This window comes from Mesorhizobium loti CJ3sym, from assembly GCF_000472785.1.
Lineage (GTDB): Bacteria > Pseudomonadota > Alphaproteobacteria > Rhizobiales > Rhizobiaceae > Mesorhizobium > Mesorhizobium loti_E.
In genome coordinates, this window is the sequence record NZ_AXAL01000022.1 from 92638 (window position 1) to 115436 (window position 22799).

19 protein-coding genes are annotated in these 22799 nt (G+C 63.3%); 8 read left to right on the top strand and 11 right to left on the bottom strand.

What is annotated here, in order from left to right; translation table 11 throughout:
- Positions 1–13 precede the first annotated feature (13 nt).
- A complete protein-coding gene (locus A3A9_RS0126785) occupies positions 14–397 on the bottom strand; it encodes a RidA family protein (RefSeq protein ID WP_027061382.1) in 384 nt (127 codons plus the stop codon).
- Positions 398–662: 265 nt separating this feature from the next.
- Between A3A9_RS0126785 and A3A9_RS0126790 the strand changes: the two genes are divergently transcribed.
- The 7 genes from A3A9_RS0126790 to A3A9_RS0126820 are packed head-to-tail and all read left to right on the top strand — an operon-like array spanning position 663 to position 7212.
- Positions 663–1667, top strand: coding sequence for an ABC transporter substrate-binding protein (locus tag A3A9_RS0126790; protein ID WP_027061383.1), 1005 nt, complete (start codon positions 663–665; stop codon positions 1665–1667).
- Positions 1668–1678: 11 nt separating this feature from the next.
- A complete protein-coding gene (locus tag A3A9_RS0126795; protein ID WP_027061384.1) occupies positions 1679–2497 on the top strand; it encodes an ABC transporter ATP-binding protein in 819 nt (272 codons plus the stop codon).
- Positions 2484–3335, top strand: coding sequence for an ABC transporter permease (locus tag A3A9_RS0126800; RefSeq protein ID WP_027061385.1), 852 nt, complete (start codon positions 2484–2486; stop codon positions 3333–3335). Before A3A9_RS0126795 ends, A3A9_RS0126800 begins: the two co-directional genes overlap by 14 nt.
- Before the next feature lie 4 nt (positions 3336–3339).
- Positions 3340–4641, top strand: a complete 1302-nt coding sequence (locus A3A9_RS0126805) for a cytosine deaminase (RefSeq protein ID WP_027061386.1) — start codon at positions 3340–3342, stop codon at positions 4639–4641.
- On the top strand, positions 4641–6044 hold the full coding sequence (locus A3A9_RS0126810) for an FAD-binding oxidoreductase (RefSeq protein WP_027061387.1): 1404 nt from the start codon (positions 4641–4643) through the stop codon (positions 6042–6044). Before A3A9_RS0126805 ends, A3A9_RS0126810 begins: the two co-directional genes overlap by 1 nt.
- Positions 6044–6625 (top strand): NAD(P)H-dependent oxidoreductase, encoded by a 582-nt coding sequence (locus tag A3A9_RS0126815; RefSeq protein WP_027061388.1) that lies wholly within the window; start codon positions 6044–6046, stop codon positions 6623–6625. Before A3A9_RS0126810 ends, A3A9_RS0126815 begins: the two co-directional genes overlap by 1 nt.
- Positions 6625–7212, top strand: a complete 588-nt coding sequence (locus tag A3A9_RS0126820) for an NAD(P)H-dependent oxidoreductase (RefSeq protein WP_027061389.1) — start codon at positions 6625–6627, stop codon at positions 7210–7212. Before A3A9_RS0126815 ends, A3A9_RS0126820 begins: the two co-directional genes overlap by 1 nt.
- Before the next feature lie 191 nt (positions 7213–7403).
- Here the strand turns inward: A3A9_RS0126820 and A3A9_RS0126825 are convergent, their stop codons facing one another.
- From A3A9_RS0126825 to A3A9_RS0126845, 5 genes are read right to left on the bottom strand one after another with little or no spacing between them, the layout of a single operon-like run.
- Positions 7404–9851, bottom strand: a complete 2448-nt coding sequence (locus A3A9_RS0126825; RefSeq protein ID WP_027061390.1) for a GcvT family protein — start codon at positions 9849–9851, stop codon at positions 7404–7406.
- Positions 9848–11029, bottom strand: coding sequence for a pyridoxal phosphate-dependent aminotransferase (locus A3A9_RS0126830; RefSeq protein ID WP_027061391.1), 1182 nt, complete (start codon positions 11027–11029; stop codon positions 9848–9850). Before A3A9_RS0126830 ends, A3A9_RS0126825 begins: the two co-directional genes overlap by 4 nt.
- Positions 11029–11928, bottom strand: a complete 900-nt coding sequence (locus A3A9_RS0126835) for a homocysteine S-methyltransferase family protein (RefSeq protein WP_027061392.1) — start codon at positions 11926–11928, stop codon at positions 11029–11031. Before A3A9_RS0126835 ends, A3A9_RS0126830 begins: the two co-directional genes overlap by 1 nt.
- Positions 11925–14378 (bottom strand): GcvT family protein, encoded by a 2454-nt coding sequence (locus tag A3A9_RS0126840; protein ID WP_027061393.1) that lies wholly within the window; start codon positions 14376–14378, stop codon positions 11925–11927. Before A3A9_RS0126840 ends, A3A9_RS0126835 begins: the two co-directional genes overlap by 4 nt.
- A 21-nt stretch (positions 14379–14399) precedes the next feature.
- Positions 14400–14996 carry a helix-turn-helix domain-containing protein gene (locus A3A9_RS0126845; RefSeq protein ID WP_430515896.1) on the bottom strand — a complete coding sequence of 199 codons (597 nt, stop codon included), beginning with the start codon at positions 14994–14996 and terminating at the stop codon, positions 14400–14402.
- Positions 14997–15167: 171 nt separating this feature from the next.
- On the opposite strand from A3A9_RS0126845, the gene A3A9_RS0126850 reads away from it, so the two are divergent.
- Positions 15168–15872, top strand: a complete 705-nt coding sequence (locus tag A3A9_RS0126850; protein ID WP_027061394.1) for a nitroreductase — start codon at positions 15168–15170, stop codon at positions 15870–15872.
- 39 nt (positions 15873–15911) lie between these two features.
- On the opposite strand, the gene A3A9_RS0126855 is transcribed toward A3A9_RS0126850, so the two are convergent.
- From A3A9_RS0126855 to A3A9_RS0126875, 5 genes are all read right to left on the bottom strand, one after another.
- Positions 15912–17354, bottom strand: a complete 1443-nt coding sequence (locus A3A9_RS0126855; protein ID WP_027061395.1) for an MFS transporter — start codon at positions 17352–17354, stop codon at positions 15912–15914.
- A 205-nt stretch (positions 17355–17559) separates the two neighbouring features.
- Positions 17560–18147, bottom strand: a complete 588-nt coding sequence (locus A3A9_RS0126860) for a sarcosine oxidase subunit gamma (protein WP_027061396.1) — start codon at positions 18145–18147, stop codon at positions 17560–17562.
- A complete protein-coding gene (locus A3A9_RS0126865; protein ID WP_027061397.1) occupies positions 18140–21148 on the bottom strand; it encodes a sarcosine oxidase subunit alpha in 3009 nt (1002 codons plus the stop codon). Before A3A9_RS0126865 ends, A3A9_RS0126860 begins: the two co-directional genes overlap by 8 nt.
- The gene (locus A3A9_RS0126870; protein ID WP_027061398.1) at positions 21145–21441 is read right to left on the bottom strand and encodes a sarcosine oxidase subunit delta; all 297 of its coding nucleotides are present in this window, start codon (positions 21439–21441) and stop codon (positions 21145–21147) included. The genes A3A9_RS0126865 and A3A9_RS0126870 overlap by 4 nt, the downstream gene beginning before the upstream one ends.
- A gap of 24 nt (positions 21442–21465) precedes the next feature.
- On the bottom strand, positions 21466–22725 hold the full coding sequence (locus tag A3A9_RS0126875; RefSeq protein WP_027061399.1) for a sarcosine oxidase subunit beta: 1260 nt from the start codon (positions 22723–22725) through the stop codon (positions 21466–21468).
- Positions 22726–22799 lie beyond the last annotated feature (74 nt).

The window sequence follows — 22799 nt, forward strand, 5'->3', positions numbered from 1 at the left end:
TGCCTTCTGTCGATCATCCAGCCGCGATGGCTTCGACCTCGACCTTGAATTCGGGCCGGGCAAATCCGCTGACGATCATCAGCGTCGAGGCCGGCGCCGGGCTCGAAAACAACCGGTCGCGAACGTCCATATAGGGGCGCAGATGCGCGCGGTCGGTGACATAGGCGTTGATGCGCACGATATCTCCTAGTCCCAGCCCCGCCTCGCCGAGTACCGCGGCGATGTTGCGGAAGCAGAGCTCGGCCTGCGCGCCGGCGTCTTCGGGAATCTGGTCGTCCGCCGTGACGGCGACCTGGCCTGAGCACAGCACCAGCCGCTTGCCCGGGGGCACCTCGACACCATGGCTGTAACGGGCAAAGGGCGGCTTGATCGACTTGGGGGTGAGGAATTTAAACATGACAGTCTCCTAGATGCCGCCAGCCTAGGGCGGCATGTGTTGCAGCTTCAAGATGGCGGTGCAAGTTCCCGGTGCGATTGTGGACAGGCGTTTAAAAAATAGGCACGATGCCTCCGGTGCAGCACGACCTTTCCGGCTTTCGCAGATGGCTGTGGTGCAGGCGGGCGGGTCCCGGCGCGAGGCGCCGGTGGCATGTGTCTTGCTTCTTGAATCTTTGGTGTCGAGCCTGGCGCGTGGCGCCGGAGCAAACAGAGGGTGGTTGTCGATGTACGCAAAACAGAAGATCTCGGTGGCGGTGGTGGCCTTGCTGGCGGCCAGCACGCTGGGTGCCGCGGCGAATGAAAAAGTCACCTTCGGCACCAACTGGTTGGCCGAGCCGGAGCACGGCGGCTACTACCAGGCCGTGGCGGATGGCACCTACGCCGCCTGCGGCCTGGACGTCACCATTATGCAGGGCGGCCCGCAGGTCAGCGGCCGGCCGATGCTTTTGGCCGGCAAGATCGATTTCTACATGGGCGGCAATCTGCTGTCGGCCTTCGACGCCGTCCAGCAAGGCATTCCGATGCGCGTGGTGGCCGCCGACTTCCAGAAGGACCCGCAGGTCATCATGTCCCATCCCGGCGAGGGGCTGGACAAGTGGGAAGATCTGAAGAACGCCGACCAGTACATATTGGGTGATGAGGGCGTGCAAACCTTCTTCCAGTGGATGGTCACTGCGCTCGGCTTCGACGCCGCCAAGCGCGCACCCTACACCTACAACACCGCTCCGTTCCTCGCCAACAAGAAGTCGATCCAGCAGGGCTACGTCACCTCGGAGCCGTTCGCGGTCAAGAAGGAAGGCGGCTTCGTGCCGAACCAGTTCCTACTCGCCGACTATGGCTGGGACACGTACTCGACGACGATCGAGGTGATGCAGGACACGATCGACAAGAAGCCGGAGGTCGTCCAGTGCTTCGTCGATGGCTCGGCCAAGGGCTGGTACAAGTACCTCTACGGCGACAACAAGGCCGCCAACGACATGATCAAGAAAGACAATCCTGACATGACGGACGACCAGATCGCCTTCTCGATCGAGCAGATGAAGAAGTTCGGCCTTGCCGATTCCGGCGACACGGAAAAGCTCGGCATCGGCGCCATGACCGACGCGCGGATCAAGAGTTTTTACGACAAGATGGTCAAGGCCAAGGTCACGCCTGCAGGCATCGACATCACCAAGGGCTACACGCTGGCCTTCGTCAACAAGGGCGTCGGGCTCGATCTGAAGAAATAGGCCAGCCCGGCATGATGAGGGAAAAGGTGGCGCAAGCGCCGGACGTCACTCCGGCCTTGCTGGCGCTGAGGGGCGTCGGCAAGGTATTTTCCAATGGGGTGACGGCGCTGAGCGACGTCGACCTGACAATCCGGGAAGGCGATTTCCTCAGCCTCCTCGGCCCGTCCGGTTGCGGCAAGTCGACGGCGCTGCGGCTGATCGCGGGCCTGTCGACGCCGACCTCCGGCGTGCTCGACTGGCGCGGCGGCGGTTCACTCGACCGCGCCAATATCGGCTTCGTCTTCCAGGAGCCTACGCTGCTGCCCTGGGCCAGCGTCTTCGACAATGTCTGGCTGCCGCTCAGGCTAAAAGGTATTTCCCGCGCCAAGGCCGCGCCGGCGATCACCGAGATGCTGGCGCGGGTGCACCTGACCGGCTTCGAGGACGCGGTGCCGCGCGAACTGTCGGGCGGCATGAAAATGCGCGTGTCGATCGCGCGCGCCATGGTGACCAAGCCGCGCGTGCTGTTGATGGACGAGCCGTTCGCCGCATTGGACGAGATCACTCGCTTCAAGCTCAACAATGACCTTCTGGAGCTGTGGCAGGACGAACGCTTCACCGTCGTCTTCGTCACCCACAGCGTCTTTGAAAGCGTCTTTCTCTCCAACCGCGTCGTCGTCATGGCAGCGCGGCCGGGCAGGGTGTTCGACGAACTCGCCATCGAGGCCGCCTATCCGCGCGACGAGGTGTTTCGCACTTCACCCGACTATGCGGCGCTATGCCGGCAGGCTTCCGACGTGCTGGTCAATGCCATCAATTCAACATCAGGCGGGCATCATGACGGCCATTGACGAGCGCACCCTCAAACTCGATCCCGAGGAAGCGCGCCGGGTACGGCAGGAGCGGTTCGAGCGCATCGGCCGCTGGGTGCTGCCGCTGGCGATCATGATCTTGGCGATCTGGCTGTGGGACCGCATCTGCGTCTGGAAAGAGATTCCGCAATATATCCTGCCGCGCCCCGGCGTGGTCTTGCAGACGCTCTACAACGATGCCGGGCTGCTATTCTCTTCGCTGCTGGTCACCTTGCGCATCACTTTCCTCAGCCTGGCTTTGGCTGTCATCGGCGGCGTTGGCCTGTCTGTGCTGTTTGCGCAATCGAAATGGGTCGAGATGTCGTTCTTCCCGTTCGCCATCGTGCTGCAGGTGACACCGATCGTGGCGATCTTTCCGCTGATCAACATCTATGTGAACAACCAGACGACCAAGCTTCTGCTCTGCGCCTGGATCGTCGCCTTCTTCCCGATCCTGTCCAACACGACGCTTGGCCTCAACTCGGTCGACCGCAATCTGCGCGACCTGTTCAAACTCAATGGCGCGACACGCTGGCAGCAATTGCGCTATCTCAGGCTGCCGGCGGCGATGCCGTATTTCCTCGGCGGCTTGAAGATCGCCGGCGGTCTGTCGCTGATCGGCGCCGTGGTGGCCGAGTTCGTTGCCGGCACCACCGGCCAGTCGTCAGGGCTCGCCTCGCGCATCATCGAGGCCGGCTACCGGCTCAACGCGCCACGGCTGTTCGCGGCCTTGCTCCTGATCTCGCTCACCGGCATCCTGATCTTCCTCGTGCTGTCGCTGATTTCGCATCTCATTCTCAGGCGCTGGCATGAAAGCGCGCTGAAGCAGGAGCGCTAGGCCCTTGATACCCAACGCAGGTTCATACTGGCTCGCCAACGCCCGGCTTCACGCGTCCCTGACGCCAGGGTTCGCCGCGACCTATGACAATGACGGGTTTACGCTCGCTGATATCGCTGTCGCAGACGGCAAGATTTCCGCCATCGCAGGGCATGATCGTGCAGTCGTATCCAGCGATGCTATCGACCTCGCCGGCCGCGTAATCTTGCCCTGTTTCGTCGATTGCCACACCCATATCGACAAGGGCCACATCTGGCCGCGAAAACCGAACCCCGATGGCACGTTCATGGGTGCGCTGAACGCGGCCGGGGCCGACCGCGTCGCCCGCTGGAGTGCCGAGGACCTGGCCAAGCGCATGGATTTTTCGCTGCGCTCCGCCTATGCGCATGGCACCAGGGCGTTGCGCACCCATCTCGACAGCGTCGCGCCGCAGGAGGAAATCTCCTGGCCGGTGTTCGAGACGATGCGCGAGACATGGCGCGGGCGCATCGAGTTGCAGGGTGCCTGCCTGCTCGGCATCGAGGGCGTGCGCGACAAAAAGTGGTTTGACAGGCTGGCGAAACGGGTTGCCGCCGCCAAGGGCGTGCTTGGCGTCGTCACCTATATGGTGCCGGATCTGGAAGAACTGCTCGACCATGTCTTCGCGCAAGCGATCAAGCATGGGCTCGACCTCGATTTTCATGCCGACGAGACCGACGACATTGCCGCGATCTCGCTGAAGAAGATCGCCGAAGCGGCACTTTGGAACGGCTTCGAGGGCAACATCCTCGTCGGCCATTGTTGCTCGCTGGCGCGGCAGCCTGACCTCGAGGTGCTGGACACGCTGGACAAGGTGGCGAAAGCCGGGCTGGCGGTGGTGTCGCTGCCGATGTGCAATCTCTATCTGCAGGATCGGCGTTCCGACGCCACCACACCGCGCTGGCGGGGCGTAACGTTGCTGCACGAGATGAAGGCGAGGGGCATTCCGGTCGCGGTCGCCTCCGACAACACGCGCGATCCCTTCTATGCCTATGGCGATCTCGACATGCTGGAGGTCTACCGCATGGCGACGCGCATCCTGCATTTCGACCATCCGGTCGCCGACTGGCCGGAAGCGGTCGCCGCGACGCCGGCCAAGGTGATGCGGCTCGATGGCTTCGGCACGCTGGCGGCTGGCGGGGATGCCGATTTCATCCTGTTCAAAGGTCGAAGCTGGACCGAATTGCTGTCGCGGCCCGAATCGGATCGCATCGTCGTGCGCGCCGGCCGCGCGATCGACCGGCACTTGCCCGACTATGCCGAACTCGACGAGCTGATGGTGGAATGATGGATGTTTCGGCGCTCAAACGCGATCTCGACGGGATAAAATTCGACGACAATCCGGCCATCGTCCAGCAGAAGAGCCGCGATTTCTACTGGTACAGCCCGGTGCTGAAAAAGCAGCTCGACCATGTAACCGGCGACCTGATCGTGACACCGAAGACCGAGGCAGAGCTGATCCGTGTGCTTGCCGCTTGCCATCGGCATGGCATTCCGGTGACCCCGCGCGGCAGCGGCACCGGCAATTATGGCCAGGCGATGCCGCTTTCGGGCGGCGTCGTGATCAATCTGGCCGAGATGAACGAGATCAAGTCGATTGCGCCGGGACGCGTGGTGACTGGGCCGGGCGCGGTGCTGGCCGATATCGACAAGGCGACGCGGGCGCATTCCGGACAGGAGCTGCGGCTTTCGCCGTCCACCTACAACACGGCCTCAATCGGCGGCTTCATCGCCGGCGGCTCGGGCGGCGTTGGCTCGATCAATTTCGGCGGGTTGCGCGACTTCGGTAATGTGCTGCGGCTGCGTGTGGTGACGATGGAAGCCGAGCCGAAAGCGCTCGAACTCACCGGCGAGGATTTGCACAAGGTCACCCACGCCTACGGCACCAACGGCATCATTACGGAAGTCGAGATGCCGCTGACCGCGGCCTATGAATGGCTCGATGTCATTGTCGGCTTCGATGCCTTCATGGATGCGGCACGCTATGGCAATGCGTTGGCCTGCCAGGACGGCATCCTGACCAAGCTGATCACGCCGATCGCCGCACCCGTGCCGCAGCTCTATTTCAAGCGGCACCAGAAATTTTTCAGGGAGGGGCAAAGCATCTGTGTTGTCATGGTGGCGCAACATGGGCTGGATGCTTTTCTAGCGTTCACCCGGCGTGCCGGCGGCGATGTGATCTTCAATGCCGCGACCGCGACACCCGAGGAGAAAAAAGGCCTGCCGCCGGCCTACGAGTTGGCCTGGAACCACACTACGCTGAGGGCGCTGCGCGTGGACCCTTCGATCACCTATCTGCAGTCGCTTTATCCCTTTCCCAACCAACTGGCGCTGGTCGAGAAGATGGACGCGATGTTTCCCGGCGAAGTGTTCTCGCATCTCGAATTCGTCCGGCTGGACGGCAACATCACCTGCTTCGGCCTGCCATTGGTGAAATTCACCAGCGAGGCGCGGCTTGACGAGATCGTGCGCCTGCATGAGGAGAATGGCTGCCCGATCTTCAACCCGCACCGCTACACGCTGGAAGAGGGCGGCATGAAGCAGACGGATGCCGTGCAGCTCGCCTTCAAGCGCGAGACCGACCCGCAAGGCCTGCTCAATCCCGGCAAGATGATCGCTTGGGAAAATCCGGATTACGATTATCGTTCGGGAAGGACTTTTTTGTTCAAAGGGCTGCAGAGGGCAGGCTGATGAACATCCTCGTCCTCTACGCGCATCCGGTCGAGACCAGCTTCAATGCCGGCCTGCACCGGTTGATCGTCGAGCGGCTGACGGCGGCGGGCCATAGTGTCGATGACTGCGACCTCTATGCCGAGGATTTTGACCCCAGACTGACGCGCCAGGAGAGGCTGGACTATCACAACCCGCGCGGCGCCGCCGATCCCGCGGCACCGCATGTCGAGCGCCTATTGCGGGCCGATGCGCTGGTGCTTTCCTATCCGGTCTGGAACTACGGCTTCCCGGCGATCCTGAAAGGTTTCTTCGATCGCGTCTTCCTGCCTGGCGTCTCGTTCAAGCTGGTCGATGGCAAGGTGCAGCCGTCGCTCCACAACATCAGGAAGGTCGCGGCGGTCACCACCTATGGCGGCAGCCGGTTCCGCGCCATCGTGATGGGCGATCCGCCGCGCAAACTGATCAAGCGCATGCTGCGCGCCACGGTAAAGCCGGGCGCACCGGTGACCTATCTCGCGCACTACGCGATGAACCTGTCGACCGACCAAACACGGAAAGCCTTCATGTCGAAGGTTGCTGCGAGCATGGATGTGTTCTGATGCGGGTTCTCGTGGTCTATTGCCATCCCGTGCCCGAAAGCTTCTGCGCGTCGATCCGCGACACCGCCATGGAGGTTCTGAAGGCGAGGGGCTGGCAGGTGCGGCTGCTCGACCTCTATGCCGAGAAATTCGATCCGGTGATGGGCTGCGAGGAACGGCGCAGCTACAATGACCAGGCGCCGGAGGACCCAGCGCTAAAGCCGCATTTCGAACTGCTCGCTTGGGCCGAGGCGATCCTGTTCGTCTATCCGACCTGGTGGTACGGGCTGCCGGCGATGCTGAAGGGCTGGCTCGATAGGGTGTGGGCCACCGATGTCGCCTTCAAGCTGCCTGTCGGCAAGGGGCGGATCAAGTCGCTGATGACGCATGTCACCAAGGTCGGTGTCATCACAACTTGCGGCGCGCCGACCTGGTGGAGCGTCGTCGTCGGCCAGCCCGGACGCAAGACCTTGCTGCGCGGCATGCGGGCGCTATGCGCGACGCGCTGCAGGACGTTCTTCCTGGCGCATTATCTGATGGATGCCTCGACGCCAAAGACGAGGACGGCGTTTTTGGCGAAGGTGCGGGTGAAGCTGGAAAGGTTTTAGCTTCTTCGCCCCGTTTACGGGGGAGGTGAGGAATGGTTCGCGCAGCGAACGAAAAAGCCAATTGCTTGGCTTTTCGAATGACGAACGGCGGCAGGCAGATGAGGCGCAGCGCGAACTTTCGAATGCTAGCGCCGCCCCCCATCCGGCCCTATCGGGCCACTTTCTCCCTGTGAACGGGGCGAAGGAGGACACTACATCTTCACCCGCTCCGCCTTCGGATCATACATCGGCTTCAGCGACGCCTCCGCCGCGAAACGCTCGCCGGCGATTTCGATCTCGTAGGACGAGGCCAGCACATCCGCCTCGCTTTCTCCCTGGCACGGCACATAACCCAGCCCAATCGCGCCGCCGAGGTGATGGCCGTAATTGCCTGATGTGATCGGGCCGACGATCTTGCCGTCGCGCAGGATTGCTTCGTTGTGGAAGAGCAGCGGCTGCGGGTCTTTCAGGCGAAACTGCACGAGCCGGCGTGACAGGCCGACTTCCTTCTTCTTCAGCACGGCATTGCGGCCGATGAACTCGCCCTTGGCAGTTTTGACCGCAAAGCCGAGGCCGGCCTCCAGCACATTGTCCTCGTCGGTGATGTCATGGCCGAAATGGCGAAAGGCCTTTTCGATGCGGCAGGAATCGAGCGTATGCAGGCCACAGAGTTTCAAGCCGACATCGGCGCCTGCCTCGTCGATCGCCTCGAAGACATGGGCGGCCTGGTCCGTTGAGACGTAAAGCTCCCAGCCGAGTTCGCCGACATAGGTGACGCGGTGGGCGCGGGCCAGCCCCATGCCGATCTCGATCTCCTGGAACGTGCCGAACGGGTTGTTCTCGTTGGAGAAATCGTTGGGGCTGACCTTCTGGATCAGTTTTCGCGCATCCGGGCCCATCAGGCACAGCACGCTTTCGGCTGCCGTGACATCGGTGACGACGACGAATTCGTCGCCGACGTGCCGGCGCACCCAGGCCAGATCGCGCTGCAGAGTGGCACCCGGCACGACGAGGAAGTAGGCCGTATCCGAGAGCCTGGACACGGTGAGGTCGCTCTCGATGCCGCCGCGCTGGTTGAGCATCTGCGTGTAGACGATCTTGCCGGGCGCCACATCCATGTCGTTGGCGCAGAGTTTTTGCAAGAAGGCACAGGCGTCGCGGCCCTCGACACGGATCTTGCCAAACGAGGTCATATCGAACAGGCCGACCTTGTTACGGACGGCCAGGTGCTCCTCGCGCTGGTTGTCGAACCAGTTCTGCCGCTTCCAGGAATAGCGGTATTCGCGCTCCTGTCCCTCGCGGGCGAACCAGTTGGCGCGCTCCCAGCCGGCGACCTCGCCGAACACGGCGCCGCGCGCCTTCAGATGCTCGTGCAGCGGCGAGCGCCTGACATTCCTCGACGTTGCCATCTGGCGATAGGGGAAATGATCGGCATAGAGCAGGCCGAGCGTTTCGGAGACGCGTTCCTTGAGATAGCGGCGGTTCTTCTGGAACGGCTGGGCGCGGCGGATGTCGACTTCCCAGAGATCGAAGGGCGCTTCGCCGTCGTTGATCCATTGTGCCAGCGCCATGCCGGCGCCGCCGGAGGAGACGATGCCGATCGAATTGTAGCCGGTCGCCATCCAGTAGCCCCGGAGTTCCGGCGCCTCGCCGAGATAGTAGCGATCGTCCGGGGTAAAACTCTCGGGGCCGTTGAAGAAGGTGTGGATGCCGGCGGTGGCCAGCATCGGCATGCGGTTGACGCCCATTTCGAGGATAGGCTCGAAATGGTCCATGTCCTCGGGCAATTGGTCGAAGCAGAAATCCTCGCGGATGCCGTCCATGCCCCAGGGCTTGGCCACCGGCTCGAAGGCGCCGAGCATCATCTTGCCGGCGTCTTCCTTGTAGTAGGCACACTCGTCCGGCACGCGCAGCACCGGCAACCGGCCGAGGCCAGCGATCGGTTCGGTGACGAGATAGAAATGCTCGCAGGCATGCAGCGGAATTGTGACGCCGTTCTGAGCGCCGAGTTCACGCGCCCACATGCCGGCACAGTTGACGACGATGTCGGCTTCGATGGTGCCTTGCTCTTCGCCTTGCGCCCAGGACACGCCGGTGACGCGGCCGGCTTTGGTGTGAACCTTGGTGACCTTCACATTCTCGACGATGGTGGCGCCGCGCTGGCGCGCACCCTTGGCCAAGGCCATGGCAATGTTGGCCGGATCGCACTGGCCGTCGAGCGGCAGGTGCACGGCACCGACGACGTCGGACACGTTGAGATGCGGGTACATCTGTTTGACTTCGTTGGGTGAAATCTCGCGCACGTCGACATCGAAGGCGCGCGCCAACGACGCCTGCCGGTAGATTTCGTGCTTGCGCTCCTCGGTCAACGCCACCGTGATCGAGCCGACCTGGCGCATGCCGGTACCGACTTCGGTCTCGGCTTCCAGCTTGACGTAGAGGTCGGCCGAATATTTCGCCAGCCGCGTCATGTTCTGCGAGCCGCGCAGCTGGCCGATCAGGCCGGCGGCGTGCCACGTCGTGCCCGAGGTCAGCTGCTTGCGTTCCAAAAGCACGATGTCGGTCCAGCCGAGCTTGGCCAAGTGATAGGCGACCGAACAGCCGGAAACGCCGCCGCCGATGATGACGGCGCGGGCCTTGGTGGGGATGGTCTTGGTCATGCGGCCTCGCGGCGATAGCTGGAAGCAAAACGGCGCAGCCGAAGTGCGGCTTCTTGGAGAATCGGCTCCGGCTGACAGAGGCTGATCCGGATGTGGCCGGCGGCGGCTTCGCCGAAGCTGGAGCCCGGCATCACGCCGACATTCTCCTTGTCGAGGAAAGCGAAGGCGAATTTCTCGTCGTCGGGTTCGACCTCAGATATGTCGAGCATGACATACATGCCGCCTTCGGAACCGCGCAGGGCGACATCGTTCATGCCGCGCACGGCGTCGATGAAGACCGTGCGGCGTGCCGCGTAGCGCTCGGCGATGTCCTTCACGCCGTAGTGGTTCTCCAGCGCCTCGGCGCAGGCGACCGAGATGAAGGCCGGCAGGCCGTAGGTCGTCACCAGATTGAGATTGATGAGCAGCGTGATCATCTCTTGCGGACCGGTCAACCAGCCCATGCGCCAGCCGGTCATGCCATGGCTCTTGGACATGGAATTGATGACCAGCGTGCGCTCGGCCATGCCGGGCAGCGAGCGCGGCGACACATGCTCGCCGCCGCCCAGCGTCCAGTAGACCTCGTCCGACAGCAGCCAGAGGTCGTGCTCGCGGCAGATTTCGGCCAGCTGTTCCAGCCGCTCGCGCGAATAGACCGCACCGGTCGGGTTGTTCGGCGTGTTGATCAGGATGGCGCGTGTGTTGGGCTTGAGTGCAGCGCGGATCATGTCGGCGTGCGGCTGGAAACCATCCTCGGCCGGCGTCTCGACGACGGTGAAACTGGCACCGGCGGCGCTGAACGTGTTGGGGTAGGTGGCGTAGTAGGGGGCAACGACGATGGCGTGGTCGCCCTGGTCGAGCACGGCCTGCACGGCAGCGTAGAGTGCGGCCTGGCCGCCGGGCGTGGCGATGACCTGATCCGGTGTCGTCTCCACACCGGTGCAAGCGCTGGAGGCCGCCGCCATCGCTTGGCGCAGGCGGGGCAGGCCCGGCAGCGGCGTGTAGTGGTGATTGCTGCCGCGAACAGCAGTCACGCAGGCCTCGATCGTTTGCGAGGGCGTGTCGAAATCATGGTCGCCGACCGACAGCATGATGATGTCTTCGCCGGCCGCCTTGCGCGCCCATGCGGCGGAATGGACTTCCCAGCCGTCCTTGCCGGAAGGCACGATGCCGGAAATGCGCGATGATGGTTTTGGCATTAGTGAACTCCCGAGATCTGGTAGCCGGCCTTTTCGAGCCGGTCGCGCAGCGCAGCGATATGGGCAGGGCCGACTTCGCAGCAACCACCGACGATGTCGGCGCCGGCCGCGACCCAGCCAATGGCCTGATCGGCATAGGCCTCCGGATCGAGGTCGTGGCGCGCATGCAGCACATCGACAGTGCCGCCATGCTTGAGCGCCTCGGTGGATGTGAAGCCGTTGGCATAGGCACCGACCGGGCCGCCGAGGTCGATCAATTCAGGCAAAGCCGCGGTGATCGCTTCGGGCCGGCAGCAATTGATCAGCCGTGCCGCGACCGGCAGGTCGCCCAGTGCTGAGGACGCGGCAGCTAGGGCTTCGCCGCTGCGCAGCCTTGGCGTACCATGATCGGCGAGCGTCCACGACACCCAGACAGGCTTGCCGCTTTCTGATGCCGCGGTGACGGCCGCGCGCGCTTCCTCGGCCGAAGCCATGGTCTCGCACAGGAAGAGATCGACGCCATCCGCCTGCTCGGCAACGATGCGGCGGTAGATGTCGAGCGTCTCCTGATAGGAAATGGTCAACGCCGGCGCGTAGCTGCCGAAGAGTGGCGACAGGCAGCCAGCGATCGCGGCATCGCCGGCTTGCTCGCAGGCTTGTCGGGCAAGCTCGATGCCACGCTTCTGCAAAGGCTTGAACAGGTCCTCGGCGCCCTCTCGCGCCAGGCGTTCGGGTGTCGCCGAATAGGTGTTGATGGTGATGACGCGAGCGCCGGCGCGGATGAATTCGGCATGCAGGCCGCGCACCAGATCGGGTTCGTCGATCAGCACCCGGGCCGACCACAACGGCGTCGGCTCGGATTTGCTGCGGCGGACCAGTTCCTGGCCCATGCCGCCATCGGTGAGGATGATCGTCTTCATGCGCGCAGCCTCTCGTTCTTTGGATCCCAGAGCGGTTCATCGTTCTGCACGACCGCCTTGAAACGGTCGCCGAAGATTTCGACCTCGACGGCGGTCCCGGGCTCTGTCAAATCGACGCGCAGCACGCCGAGCGCGATCGACTTGTCGATGCGATGGCCCCAGCCGCCTGACGTGGTCTCGCCGACGATCTGGCCGCCGTGCCACAGCGTCGACATGTAGGGCGCGTCGCAATCGCCGGGGTTTTCTACCACCAGCGTGACGAAACGCTTCTTCACGCCCTGCTGCTTTTCGTTCTGCAGTGCGGCCTTGCCGCGAAAGTCGGGCTTTTCCCATTTGACGAAGCGTTCCAGCCCACCCTGCAGGATGGAATAGTCGGTCGACAGATCACCCTTCCAGGTACGGTAGCCCTTCTCCAGCCTGAGCGAATCCAGCGCGTACATGCCGAACGGCTTCAGGCCATGCTTCTGCCCGGCCGCCCAGATAGCGTCGAAGATGGCGGCCGTGTCCTCGATCTTGGTGTGGATTTCCCAGCCGAGTTCGCCGGCGAAGGAAACGCGCACCAATTGGCACCAGCGCCCTGATATCTGCGCCGACTGGTGCGAAAGCCAGGGCAACGACAGGTCGGCGTCCGTCAAACCAGAGAGGATGTCGCGTGATTTCGGGCCGGACAGGATCTGGCAACTGAGAGCCTCGGTGAGATTTTGCAGAGTGAGCTCATTGGGCTGCGGCAGATGGTTCTGCAGCCACTCCAGGTCATGCTGCTCCGCCACTGAAGCGGTGATCAAAAAGAAGAGATCCTCGGCAAGCGCCATGATCGACATCTCGGTGACGATACGGCCCTTGTCGTCCGAGAAGTAACCGAGGCCGATGCGGCCAGGTTTTGGCACAAGACCGGTGATCATCGTCGCCAGCCATTCACGCGCGCCAGGGCCTTGCAACCGGAAGCGTGAGAAGCCCGGTAGGTCCAAAATCCCGGCGGCGTCGCGCACTGCCAGGCATTCCTCGCGCACGCGATGCTGCCAGGGGCCCTCGCGACGGAAGGTGAGCGTTGCTTCCTCGGAGATATCGTCGCCGGGCTGCGCGTACCAGGTGGCGCGCTCCCAGCCATTATAGGCATCGAAGCGGCCGCCTAGCGCCTTGGTGCGGTCGTGGATCGGTGACAGTTTGCGGTCGCGCCCTTCCGGCCATGCATGGCGGGGGAACTGGATGGCGTATTCGTTGCCGTAGATTTCCAGGCCCTTGGCGACGCAATAGTCCGGTGCAGAGGCGAAGGAGGTGAAGCGGCGCGGATCGCAGGACCACATGTCCCATTCGGTCTGGCCTTGGGTCACCCATTCCGCCAGCACCTTGCCGGCGCCGCCGCCCTGGGCGATGCCGAAGGTGAAGACACAGGCCTCGAAAGCGTTGGGAACGCCAGGCATCGGCCCGATCAGCGGATTGCCATCAGGCGCATAGGGGATAGGGCCGTTGATGACCTTGGACAGGCCGGCGGTGCCCAGGATCGGCACGCGGGCGACGGCGTCGGCCAGATAATGTTCGAGACGATCGAGATCGTCGGGGAAGAGCTGGAAGGAGAAGTCGTCCGGCATCTGATCGCCAGGGGTGGCCCAGTGCGCCCGGCAATTGCGCTCATAGGGGCCGAGATTCATGCCCGCCTTTTCCTGGCGCAGATAGTAGGAGGTGTCGACATCGCGCAGCAGCGGCAGCTTCTTGCCCTGTTCTTTCGACCATGCGGCGAGTTCGGGGATTTCCTCGAACAGGATGTATTGATGGCTCATCACCATCATCGGCACCTCGCGGCCGAATATCTTGCCGACTTCGGCGGCACGATAGCCGGCGGCGTTGACAACGATCTCGCAGCGGATCTCGCCTTGCGGCGTGGCGACCACCCATTCGTCGTTCTCACGGCGCACGCCTGTCACAGGGCAGAAGCGGATGATCTTCGCACCCATGTCGCGGGCGCCCTTGGCCAATGCCTGGGTGAGCTGCGCCGGGTCGATGTCACCGTCGCTCGGGTCGTAGAGCGCACCCTTCAGGTCATGCGTCTCAATGAAGGGATAGCGACGCTTGATCTCGTCGACGCCGACCACGTCGATGTCCATGCCCTGGTAGCGGCCCATGCCCTTGGCGCGCTGGAACTCCTGCATGCGCTCCTTCGAATGGGCGAGCCGCAGCGAACCGGTGACGTGATAGTTCATGGGATAGTCGACTTCGGCGCCCAGGCCCCGGTAAAGCTCGGTCGAATAGCGCTGCATATTCATAAGCGACCAGGACGAGGAGAAGGTCGGCACATTGCCGGCGGCGTGCCAGGTCGAGCCTGAGGTGAGCTCGTTCTTTTCCAAAAGCACGCTGTCGGTCCAGCCTGCCTTGGCGAGATGATAGAGCGAGGAGGTGCCGACCACGCCACCTCCGATGATCACCACGCGCGCCGTGCTCGGCAAACCCGCCATGTTTGTCTCCCAGAAATTGACTCAATAGACGGGTGGCGAAACCACCCAGATGATAACCGCGGGTTCCGTGCCCGGATTGCGCCAGCGATAGGGCTTGCCTTCGAAGCGGAAGGAATCGCCTTCACCGAGCCGGTGCCAGATACCAGCTATCTCGATCTCGAAAATACCCGAGGCGATGTAGCCGGCTTCCTCGGTCGGCCGCAGCTGCTCGGTCTTCATCTCCGCGCCTGCCGCGAAGATCGAGCGCACCATCTCGAAGCTGCCGCCCAGATCGGGCGACAGAAGTTCCTCCACCAGGCCGGTTTCGCTGGTGCCAAGCGTGCGGCGCCTGCCGGCGCGCACCACCACGCCGCGCTCGCTCTCGACCGGCACGTCATGGCTGAAGAACAGGCTGATCGGCACGCCGAACAGTTCGGCAAAGGCCCTGAGGTCGCTCAGCGACGGCGTCGACAGGCCGCGCTCGACCTGGCTGACCCAGCCGACCGAACGGCCGAGTTTCAGCGCGATCTCGGCCAGCGTCAGCCCGCGCGCCCTGCGCAGCGCCCTGATATCGCTGGCCAGCACCCGTTCGTCAGGTCCCTGCAATGTTCGTGCAGTAGGGGAGGGCAAAACGCTCACTTCATGAAAAATTCCATTCGAATTTCATGAGAGATCAAGCTCATGAAAAAATCAAGTGGATTTTCACCGATGCTCAAGATTTGCTTGCAGGATTTTGATGGTTCATGCAAAGGCTCCGCCTTGACCGGCGAGTGGGGACGTCCGATCGACACAAAGGCTAAGGGACGGCCCATGCTGGAAAAGAAGGCTCGAATCACGGCTGATGCCGAGATCGTCGACGAGGCGATCATATCGCGCCGTTCCGTGCGCGCATTTCTGCCCGACCTGATCGACGACGAGACGATCCGCGACATTCTGGCGGTTGCGGCACGCGCGCCGTCAGGCACCAACATGCAGCCATGGCGGGTCTACGTTACCAAGGGCGAGACCAAGCAACAGATCACAGATGCTGTTCTGAATTCCGGTATCCGGGCTGAAAAGGCCGACTGGGATGAATACAAATATTATCCGACCCAGTTCTTCGAACCGTATCTCACCCGCCGCCGTGCCAATGGCTTTGGTCTCTATGGCGCGCTCGGCATCGGCCGCCGCGAAGTCGACAAGATGCGTGCCCAGCACGACCGCAACTTCGTCTTCTTCGATGCACCGGTCGGCATGATCTTCACCATCGATCGCCGTCTCAACCAGGGTTCTTGGATCGACTATGGCATGTTCCTGCAGAACATCATGGTCGCGGCCAGGGGCAGGGGCCTGCACACTTGTCCGCAGGCAGCCTTCGCGCCCTATCACCGGCAGATCCGGCCGGTGCTCAATATTCCCGACGAGGAGATCGTCGTCTGCGGCATGGCGCTTGGCTACGAAGACACGTCCAAGCCCGAAAACGCTTTTCGCACCGATCGCGTGCCGCTGGAAGAGTGGGTGACGTTCAGCGAATAGAGCGGCTGCCCGATCGAAGATTTGGCCGGCTCGCGCTGGCTATTCCGTATTCATCTGTGCGCCGTGACCGCTGACATGGGCGCCGTCCTGCGGCGTCAGCTTGAGATAGGCTAGCAGCGCGCAGAGCGTGATGACGCCCTCGATTGCAAACAGGATGCGGAAGTCGCTGGTCACAGCCGGCCCGCCGCCGGACAGGAACGACAGCATCGCTGCGGCGAGGCCAACGCTGATCGCCACCGCCAGTTGCCACAGGATGTAGTAGAGCGCGCTGAAACGGGCGAGTTGTTCGGGCGCGATGTCGGAATAGGCGAGATTGCCGGTCGAGGCCCATTGTATGGAACGAAACACGCCAAACGCAAAGATGTAGCCAAGCACGATCCAGATCGGCGTGGTCGCCTGCATCAGGGCAAAGCCTGCAACCATGGCGGCCACGAACGGCGTGTTGAAAACCAGCACGCGGCGGAAGCCGAACCGGTTGAGGACGCGCGGCATGAAGAAACGCATAACCACTGACCCGAGCGCGGCAACGAAGGTCAGCGATCCCGCCTGCACGGCGCTCAAGCCGAAGCCGAGCTGGAACATCAGCGGCAGCAGGAAGGCGACGGAGCTGAGTCCGATCGTGTCCAGTCCGCCGCCGGTGAGGAACGAGATGCGGAAGGTGCGGATGCGCAGGAGCTTGAGGTCGAGCAGGGGATTGGGCACGCGAAGGCAGTAGAGCGAAGCAATCGACAGGATGACTACGGCCATTGCCAGTTCACCGGCAACCATGCCGCCGGCGGCGTCCTTGGCCGCAAGCGAATCCATGCCGAAGACCAGCAGCACCATGCCACTGCCGACCAGCACGAAGCCGGGAAAATCGAAGCGCGTGCGCACAGGCTTGGTCACAGTCGGGAACAGCGAGGCGGCAAGGATTGCCGCCGCCAGCGCGAACGGCACATTGATGAAGAAAATCCAGCGCCACGAAATGTAGGTTGTCAGCGCGCCGCCGACGAGCGGCCCGACCAGCGGGCCGGTTTGGCTGGCCACCGAAATATACATGTTGACCTTCAGCGTGCGGTTGCGCGGAAAGGTCGACAGGATAACGACCTGCCCGAGCGTGCCCATCAGTGCGCCGCCAAAGCCTTGCAGCGCACGGGCACCAACCAGCATCCAGATATCGTTCGACAGTCCGCACAGCGCCGACGAGGCGGCAAACACCAGCAAGGCAAAGCAGTAGACGTTGCGTAGGCCGAAGCGGTCGGCGGCCCAGCCGCCGAGCGGCATCGAGATAATCAGGCTGGCGACATAGACGGTGATCAAGAGGCCGAGTTGGCTGGGCGGGCGGCCAAGGCTTTCGCCGATGCCAGGCAGCGCCGTCACCACGACATTCTGGTCGAGGCTGGTCATGAATACGCCGCAAGCGACGGTCAGCGGCAGCAGGAGCAGGGCCCTGGCCGACACATCGGCGCGATCCGTGGCGCCGGCGGATAGTTCTGCGGTCATGGGAATGTTCGAACCAAACGAATGTGCCGACTCTGAGACGGGACTTTTGTATCCCTTGGACCGGTTAGGCGGCCATGTCTTTCAATCATGGGCGCCTGCCGTGCGATTCTCTAGCGGCAGAACCGGCCGGCATTGAGGCCAGAAGCGGCGGGGCCGCAATGCAATTCCGGACGGAAAACCGCTTCACACTTTTCCTGGAATTGCTCTACTGCACCTCGTAGCCGACTTCCTCGCTGGCATGGCAAAGCGCCTTCCAGAACGAGCGCGCGAAGGAGCGGAAGACATAGATGTCGAACTGATCAGCGCTGGTGCGCTGGATCTGGGCGAAGACGTCGTGATGGGTAGTCGAGCGGCCGGCGCCGATGGGGAAGGCCGGCAGCGCGAAGTCGATGGCAAAGAATTTCGCTAGCACCCATTCGGCCTTCGGTCCGGCAATGCGGATGGCGATGCGGCCATGCGAAAGGTCGGTCACGGTGCCGATGGCCGGCGTCACCACCTTGGCGAAGGCTGCGGCCAGCCCTTCGGCTTCATCAGTCACGGTGAATTTTCCGGGCGCGAAGCCGAACACCGACTTCGCGCCGTCGCTCAGGCCGCCGCCGGCACCGTCGGGCAGCGCAAGGCCGGTGAAGGTGCGGATGGCCGCCATCAGCGTCTTCTCTTCGCCCGGCCAGGCGGTGAGCTGCACGATCGAACCCGGCCTTGTTTCGGTGAGAAGAATCTCGACGCCATGCTCGAAATTGCCGTGCGAGCCGGTGTGAAACTCCGGTTCCAGCGGGGATTGGCGCTCAACCATGCATGCGGGTCCCTTCCGGATCGTAGAAATGGTTGGAGACGATCTCGACCGGTCCGAACCGGTTGCGCAGCGGATCGGAGACGTGGGCGCGGGTGCCATGCCGTGACTTGCCACCCTCGACCAGAGCCAGCGCGATATGCTTGCCGAGCGCCGGCGAATAGCAGCAGGCGGTGATGTGGCCGATCGAGCCATGCGGATTGGCCTCGTCGAGTTCTTCGACAATGTGCGCGCCGCCATTGAGCGGCCGGTTGTCCAACGCGATAAGGCCGACCAGTTCCAGCCGGTCGGACGCGATCAGGCCTTCGCGGTCCATCGTCGCCGAGCCGATGAACGGCTTCTTCTTCGACAGCATCCAGTCGAGATGCAGGTCGCGCGCCGTGGTGCGCCCGTCGATCTCGGCGCCGGTGACATGGCCCTTCTCGATGCGCATCGTGCCCAGCGCCTCGAGCCCGTAGGTAACCAGCCCGAACGGCTTGCCGGCTTCGACCAGCGCTTCCCAGACATGGGTGCCATGGCCGGCGCCGGAATAGACTTCGAAGGCCATCTCGCCGGAGAAGGACAGCCGGCAGATCATAACGGCCACGCCTGCTATCTCGCCACGCACGATGCCCATGAAGGGCAAGGTGGCATTGTCGACCGCGGTGCCGGTGACGCAGGCGGCGAGGATCTGCCTGGCCTTCGGCCCGCCGATCGCCGCACCCGCCCATTCGTCGGTCACCGAGGTGACGTGGACTTTCAGCTCCGGCCAGATCACGTCGAGGAAATATTCCAAATGCTGCATCACCTTACCGGCGTTGGCGGTCGTAGTGGTCATCAGGAAATCCTGATCGCCAAGCCGCCAGGTGGTGCCGTCATCGAAGGCAAGGCCGTCCTCGCGCAGCATCAGGCCATAGCGGGCCTTGCCGACAGCGAGTGTCGAAAACATGTTGGTATAGACACGGTCGAGGAACGCGGCGGCGTCAGGGCCCTGCACGGCAATCTTGCCGAGCGTCGAAACATCGACGATGCCTGCGCTTTCGCGCGTTGCCCTGGCTTCGCGCACATAGGCCTGTTCGATGGTTTCGCCCGAAAGCCCGTAGATCATCGGCCGGTACCAGAGGCCGGCGGAATACATGTTCGCGCCATTGGCGAGATGCCAGTCGTGCATCGGCGTCAGCCGCTCGGGTTTCAAATCGCCAAAACGCTCCGCCGCCAGCGAGCCGATCGACACCGGCGCGAAAGGCGGGCGGAAGCGCGTCGTGCCGACCTCGGGGATCGGCTTGCCCAACGCTTCGGCCATGATGGCAAGGCCTGGAATGTTGGAGCTCTTGCCCTGGTCGGTCGCCATGCCGAGCGTGGTGTAGCGCTTCAGATGCTCGACCGAGACAAAGCCTTCGCGGTGCGCCAGCCGCACGTCTTCAGCCGTCACGTCATGCTGGAAATCGACAAAGCTCTTGCCCTTGGCCCTGATCTCGAAGACCGGCGCCGGATCGGGATCACCCGGTGCAGCCTCGACCGTGGGCAACGCCGCCGGCGTGCTCGTTCCACCTGCGGCAGCAAGACCGGCAGCGCGGCCTTCGGCGATCGCCTCGGCAGTGGAAAAACTGCCGGTGAAGGCGCCAGCACCAATCCATTGCTGTGTTGGCCACTGCTGCGTCGGCTTCGGTGGCAGAAAAGCTTGCCGTGCAGCACTCCATTCCGCCTTGGCGCCGGCCTGGCTGGCGAGATGGATTGTGGGCGACCAGCCACCGGACATCAGCAGGCAGTCGGTATGGATGCTGCGTTCATCGCCGCTCAACGCTCCGGTGACCATGTCGAAACGCTGCACCTTGATACCCGAGAGTGCCTTGCCACCCTCGGTGGCGATCACGGCATGGCCGGCAAAGATTTCCGCTTCGGCCTCCGTCGCCAGCTTGCGCATCTCTGGCGAAAGCTCGGACCGGACATCGGCGATGGCGACGATCGCGGCACCTGCCTTTTTTAAGGCGATGGCTGCGCGATAGGCACTGTCGTTGTTGGTGAACAGTGCGATCCGCTCGCCCGGCAGCACACCGAACTCGTTGGCGTAGCGTTCCGCCGCATGCGCCAGCATCACGCCCGGCCTGTCATTGCCCGGGAAGACCAGCGGGCGCTCAAAAGCGCCGGTGGCCAGCACCACGGATCTGGCGCGGATCGCCCAGTAGCGATGGCGCGGCTCGCCCTTGGCGGTCTGTTCCTTGTGGTCGCTGACCCTTTCGAGTGCTGCAAGCGTGTTGTTGTCGTAGTAACCCCAGACCGTGGTGCGCGGCAGAAGCCGGACATTGTCGCGGCCTTCAAGCTGGGCAACGGTGCGGCGCGCCCAATCGGCGGCCGGTGCGCCATCGATGGTTTCATCGGACCAGTTGGTCGAGCCGCCGAAACGCGGTTCGAGATCGGCCAGCATAACGCGGGCGCCTTGATCGGCGGCGGTCTTGGCGGCCATCAGGCCGGCCGGGCCGGAACCGACCACCAGCACATCGCAAAAGGCGTTCATGCGCTCGTAACGGGCCGGGTCTTTTGCCGATCCGGCGCTGCCGAGGCCGGCGGCGCGACGGATAAAGTGCTCGCAGAACATCCAGAAACGTGTGCCCTTGAGCGGACCGATCACCGGCCCCATGAAGGTCTTGTAGTAGAAGCCGGCCGACAGGATCTTGCCGCCAAGCTGGTTGACGGCGTTGATGTCCCAGGCCAGCGAGGGGAAGCGGTTCTGGCTGATCGCCACCAGTCCGTCATGGATCTCGACCATGGTCGCCGGGATATTGGGCTCGCGCACCTCGCCCTTCAGCACCGTCACCAGCGCATTGGGCTCCTCGACGCCCGCCGTGAGCAGGCCGCGCGGGCGGTGGTATTTGAACGAGCGCCCGAAAAGCGTGACACCCTTGGCCAGCAGCGCGGATGCTAGCGTGTCGCCGGCATGGCCGGTATAGGCAACGCCGTCGAAGGTGAAGCGGATCGTCTTCAGCCGGTCGATTCGGCCGCCGGTGTCGGTGCGGCGCGGGCTCATGCCTTGTCCTCCGCCTTGCGGCGCGTGGCCGGGGCATGGTCGCCGCGCACGAAGGCGACACTTGAAATCTCATGCGTCAGCGTGTTGCGCACGACCCTGAGATGCGCGCGGCAACCGCCGGAATGCTGCCAGATCTCGTTATGGTCGCCGGCCGGGTTCAGCCGGTCATAGACATAGGCGTTCCACGCCTCGAAATTCTGCGAGGCAGGGTCGGGACGCTCACGATTGCCATCACCCTGATAGGTGAACTCGATGACGTCGCGCGGGCCGCAATAGGGGCAAGTGATGAGCACAGGATGTTCCTAATGAAGCCTTGCTTAGTGAAGTCGGGGATTCGCGCCCTGGCCCTTGTCGTCGATGACGAGGCCGCGGTGGAAACGGTCGAGCGTGAAGGGCGCGTTGAAGTCGTGCGGTTCGTCCTTGGCGATGGTCCAGGCAAAGGTCCAGCCAGAGGCCGGCGTCGCCTTGAAGCCGCCATAGCACCAGCCGCAGTTGAGATACATGCCGGGCAAGGGGCCGGTGGTGATGATCGGCGAGCCGTCCATCGACATGTCGCAGACGCCGCCCCAGGAGCGCAGCATGCGCACACGCGCAAGGCCCGGAAACAGCGCCAGCATCTCGCTCATCACCTCGTCGACGATGGGCAGGTTGCCGCGCTGGGCGTAGCTGTTGTAGCCGTCGATGTCGCCGCCATAGACAAGGCCTCCCTTATCGGACTGCGACATGTAGAAATGGCCCATGCCAAAGGTCACGACGGTGTCGATGAAGGGTTTCAGCGATTCCGTCACGAAGGCCTGCAGCACATGGCTCTCGATCGGCATCGTCTCGATGCCGGCGAGCTGCATGACGCGCCCGGTGCTGCCGGCCACCGCGACCGCTACCTTCTTGGCGCGGATGTCGCCGCGCGACGTGCTGACGCCAGTAATGCGATGGCCATCGCGCAGGAAGCCGGTGACTTCGCAATTCTCGACGATATCGACGCCGCGGCGGTCGGCTCCGCGCGCATAGCCCCAGGCCACGGCATCGTGGCGAGCGGTGCCGGCGCGCCGTTGCATCAGGCCGCCGATCACCGGGAAGCGTGCATCACTGGAGATATCGAGCGCCGGGATCAGGCGCTTGATCTGCGCCGGGGTCATCAATTCGGCGTCGACGCCGAGATGGCGCATGGCATTGCCGCGTCTGGCATAGTCGTCGAACTGGGCCGGCGTGTGCGCCAGGTTCAGGCAGCCGCGTTGCGAGAACATGACGTTGTAGTTGAGCTCGTGCGATAGGCCCTCCCACAGCTTCATCGAATGTTCGTAGAAGCGGGTGTTGGCGGGCAAGAGATAGTTCGAGCGCACGGCCGTAGTGTTGCGGCCGACATTGCCGGAGCCGAGCCAGCCCTTTTCCAGGACGGCGACATTGGTGATGCCATGTTCCTTGGCCAGATAGTAGGCGGTCGCCAGACCGTGACCGCCACCGCCGATGATGATGACGTCATAGGATGCCTTCGGGTCGGGCTTGCGCCAGGCCGGCTTCCAGTCCTTGTTTCCCTTGAGCGCGTTCGCAAGCAGCGAAAAGGCCGAGTACTCTGCCATTGATGTCATCCGGTTCGGGCGATGCGGCATGGTATAGAGCAGGCCGCATGCGCAAAGCCAATATTGCGCCATGG

Coding starts and splice junctions, on each gene's coding strand:
- A3A9_RS0126825 (WP_027061390.1), bottom strand. CDS start 9,851: ATGACCAAGACCATCCCCACCAAGGCCCGCGCCGTCATCATCGGCGGC.
- A3A9_RS0126840 (WP_027061393.1), bottom strand. CDS start 14,378: ATGGCGGGTTTGCCGAGCACGGCGCGCGTGGTGATCATCGGAGGTGGC.
- A3A9_RS0126790 (WP_027061383.1), top strand. CDS start 663: ATGTACGCAAAACAGAAGATCTCGGTGGCGGTGGTGGCCTTGCTGGCG.
- A3A9_RS0126855 (WP_027061395.1), bottom strand. CDS start 17,354: ATGACCGCAGAACTATCCGCCGGCGCCACGGATCGCGCCGATGTGTCG.
- A3A9_RS0126820 (WP_027061389.1), top strand. CDS start 6,625: ATGCGGGTTCTCGTGGTCTATTGCCATCCCGTGCCCGAAAGCTTCTGC.
- A3A9_RS0126875 (WP_027061399.1), bottom strand. CDS start 22,725: ATGGCAGAGTACTCGGCCTTTTCGCTGCTTGCGAACGCGCTCAAGGGA.
- A3A9_RS0126830 (WP_027061391.1), bottom strand. CDS start 11,029: ATGCCAAAACCATCATCGCGCATTTCCGGCATCGTGCCTTCCGGCAAG.
- A3A9_RS0126815 (WP_027061388.1), top strand. CDS start 6,044: ATGAACATCCTCGTCCTCTACGCGCATCCGGTCGAGACCAGCTTCAAT.
- A3A9_RS0126785 (WP_027061382.1), bottom strand. CDS start 397: ATGTTTAAATTCCTCACCCCCAAGTCGATCAAGCCGCCCTTTGCCCGT.
- A3A9_RS0126865 (WP_027061397.1), bottom strand. CDS start 21,148: ATGAGCCCGCGCCGCACCGACACCGGCGGCCGAATCGACCGGCTGAAG.
- A3A9_RS0126800 (WP_027061385.1), top strand. CDS start 2,484: ATGACGGCCATTGACGAGCGCACCCTCAAACTCGATCCCGAGGAAGCG.
- A3A9_RS0126850 (WP_027061394.1), top strand. CDS start 15,168: ATGCTGGAAAAGAAGGCTCGAATCACGGCTGATGCCGAGATCGTCGAC.
- A3A9_RS0126810 (WP_027061387.1), top strand. CDS start 4,641: ATGGATGTTTCGGCGCTCAAACGCGATCTCGACGGGATAAAATTCGAC.
- A3A9_RS0126860 (WP_027061396.1), bottom strand. CDS start 18,147: ATGGTTGAGCGCCAATCCCCGCTGGAACCGGAGTTTCACACCGGCTCG.
- A3A9_RS0126835 (WP_027061392.1), bottom strand. CDS start 11,928: ATGAAGACGATCATCCTCACCGATGGCGGCATGGGCCAGGAACTGGTC.
- A3A9_RS0126795 (WP_027061384.1), top strand. CDS start 1,679: ATGATGAGGGAAAAGGTGGCGCAAGCGCCGGACGTCACTCCGGCCTTG.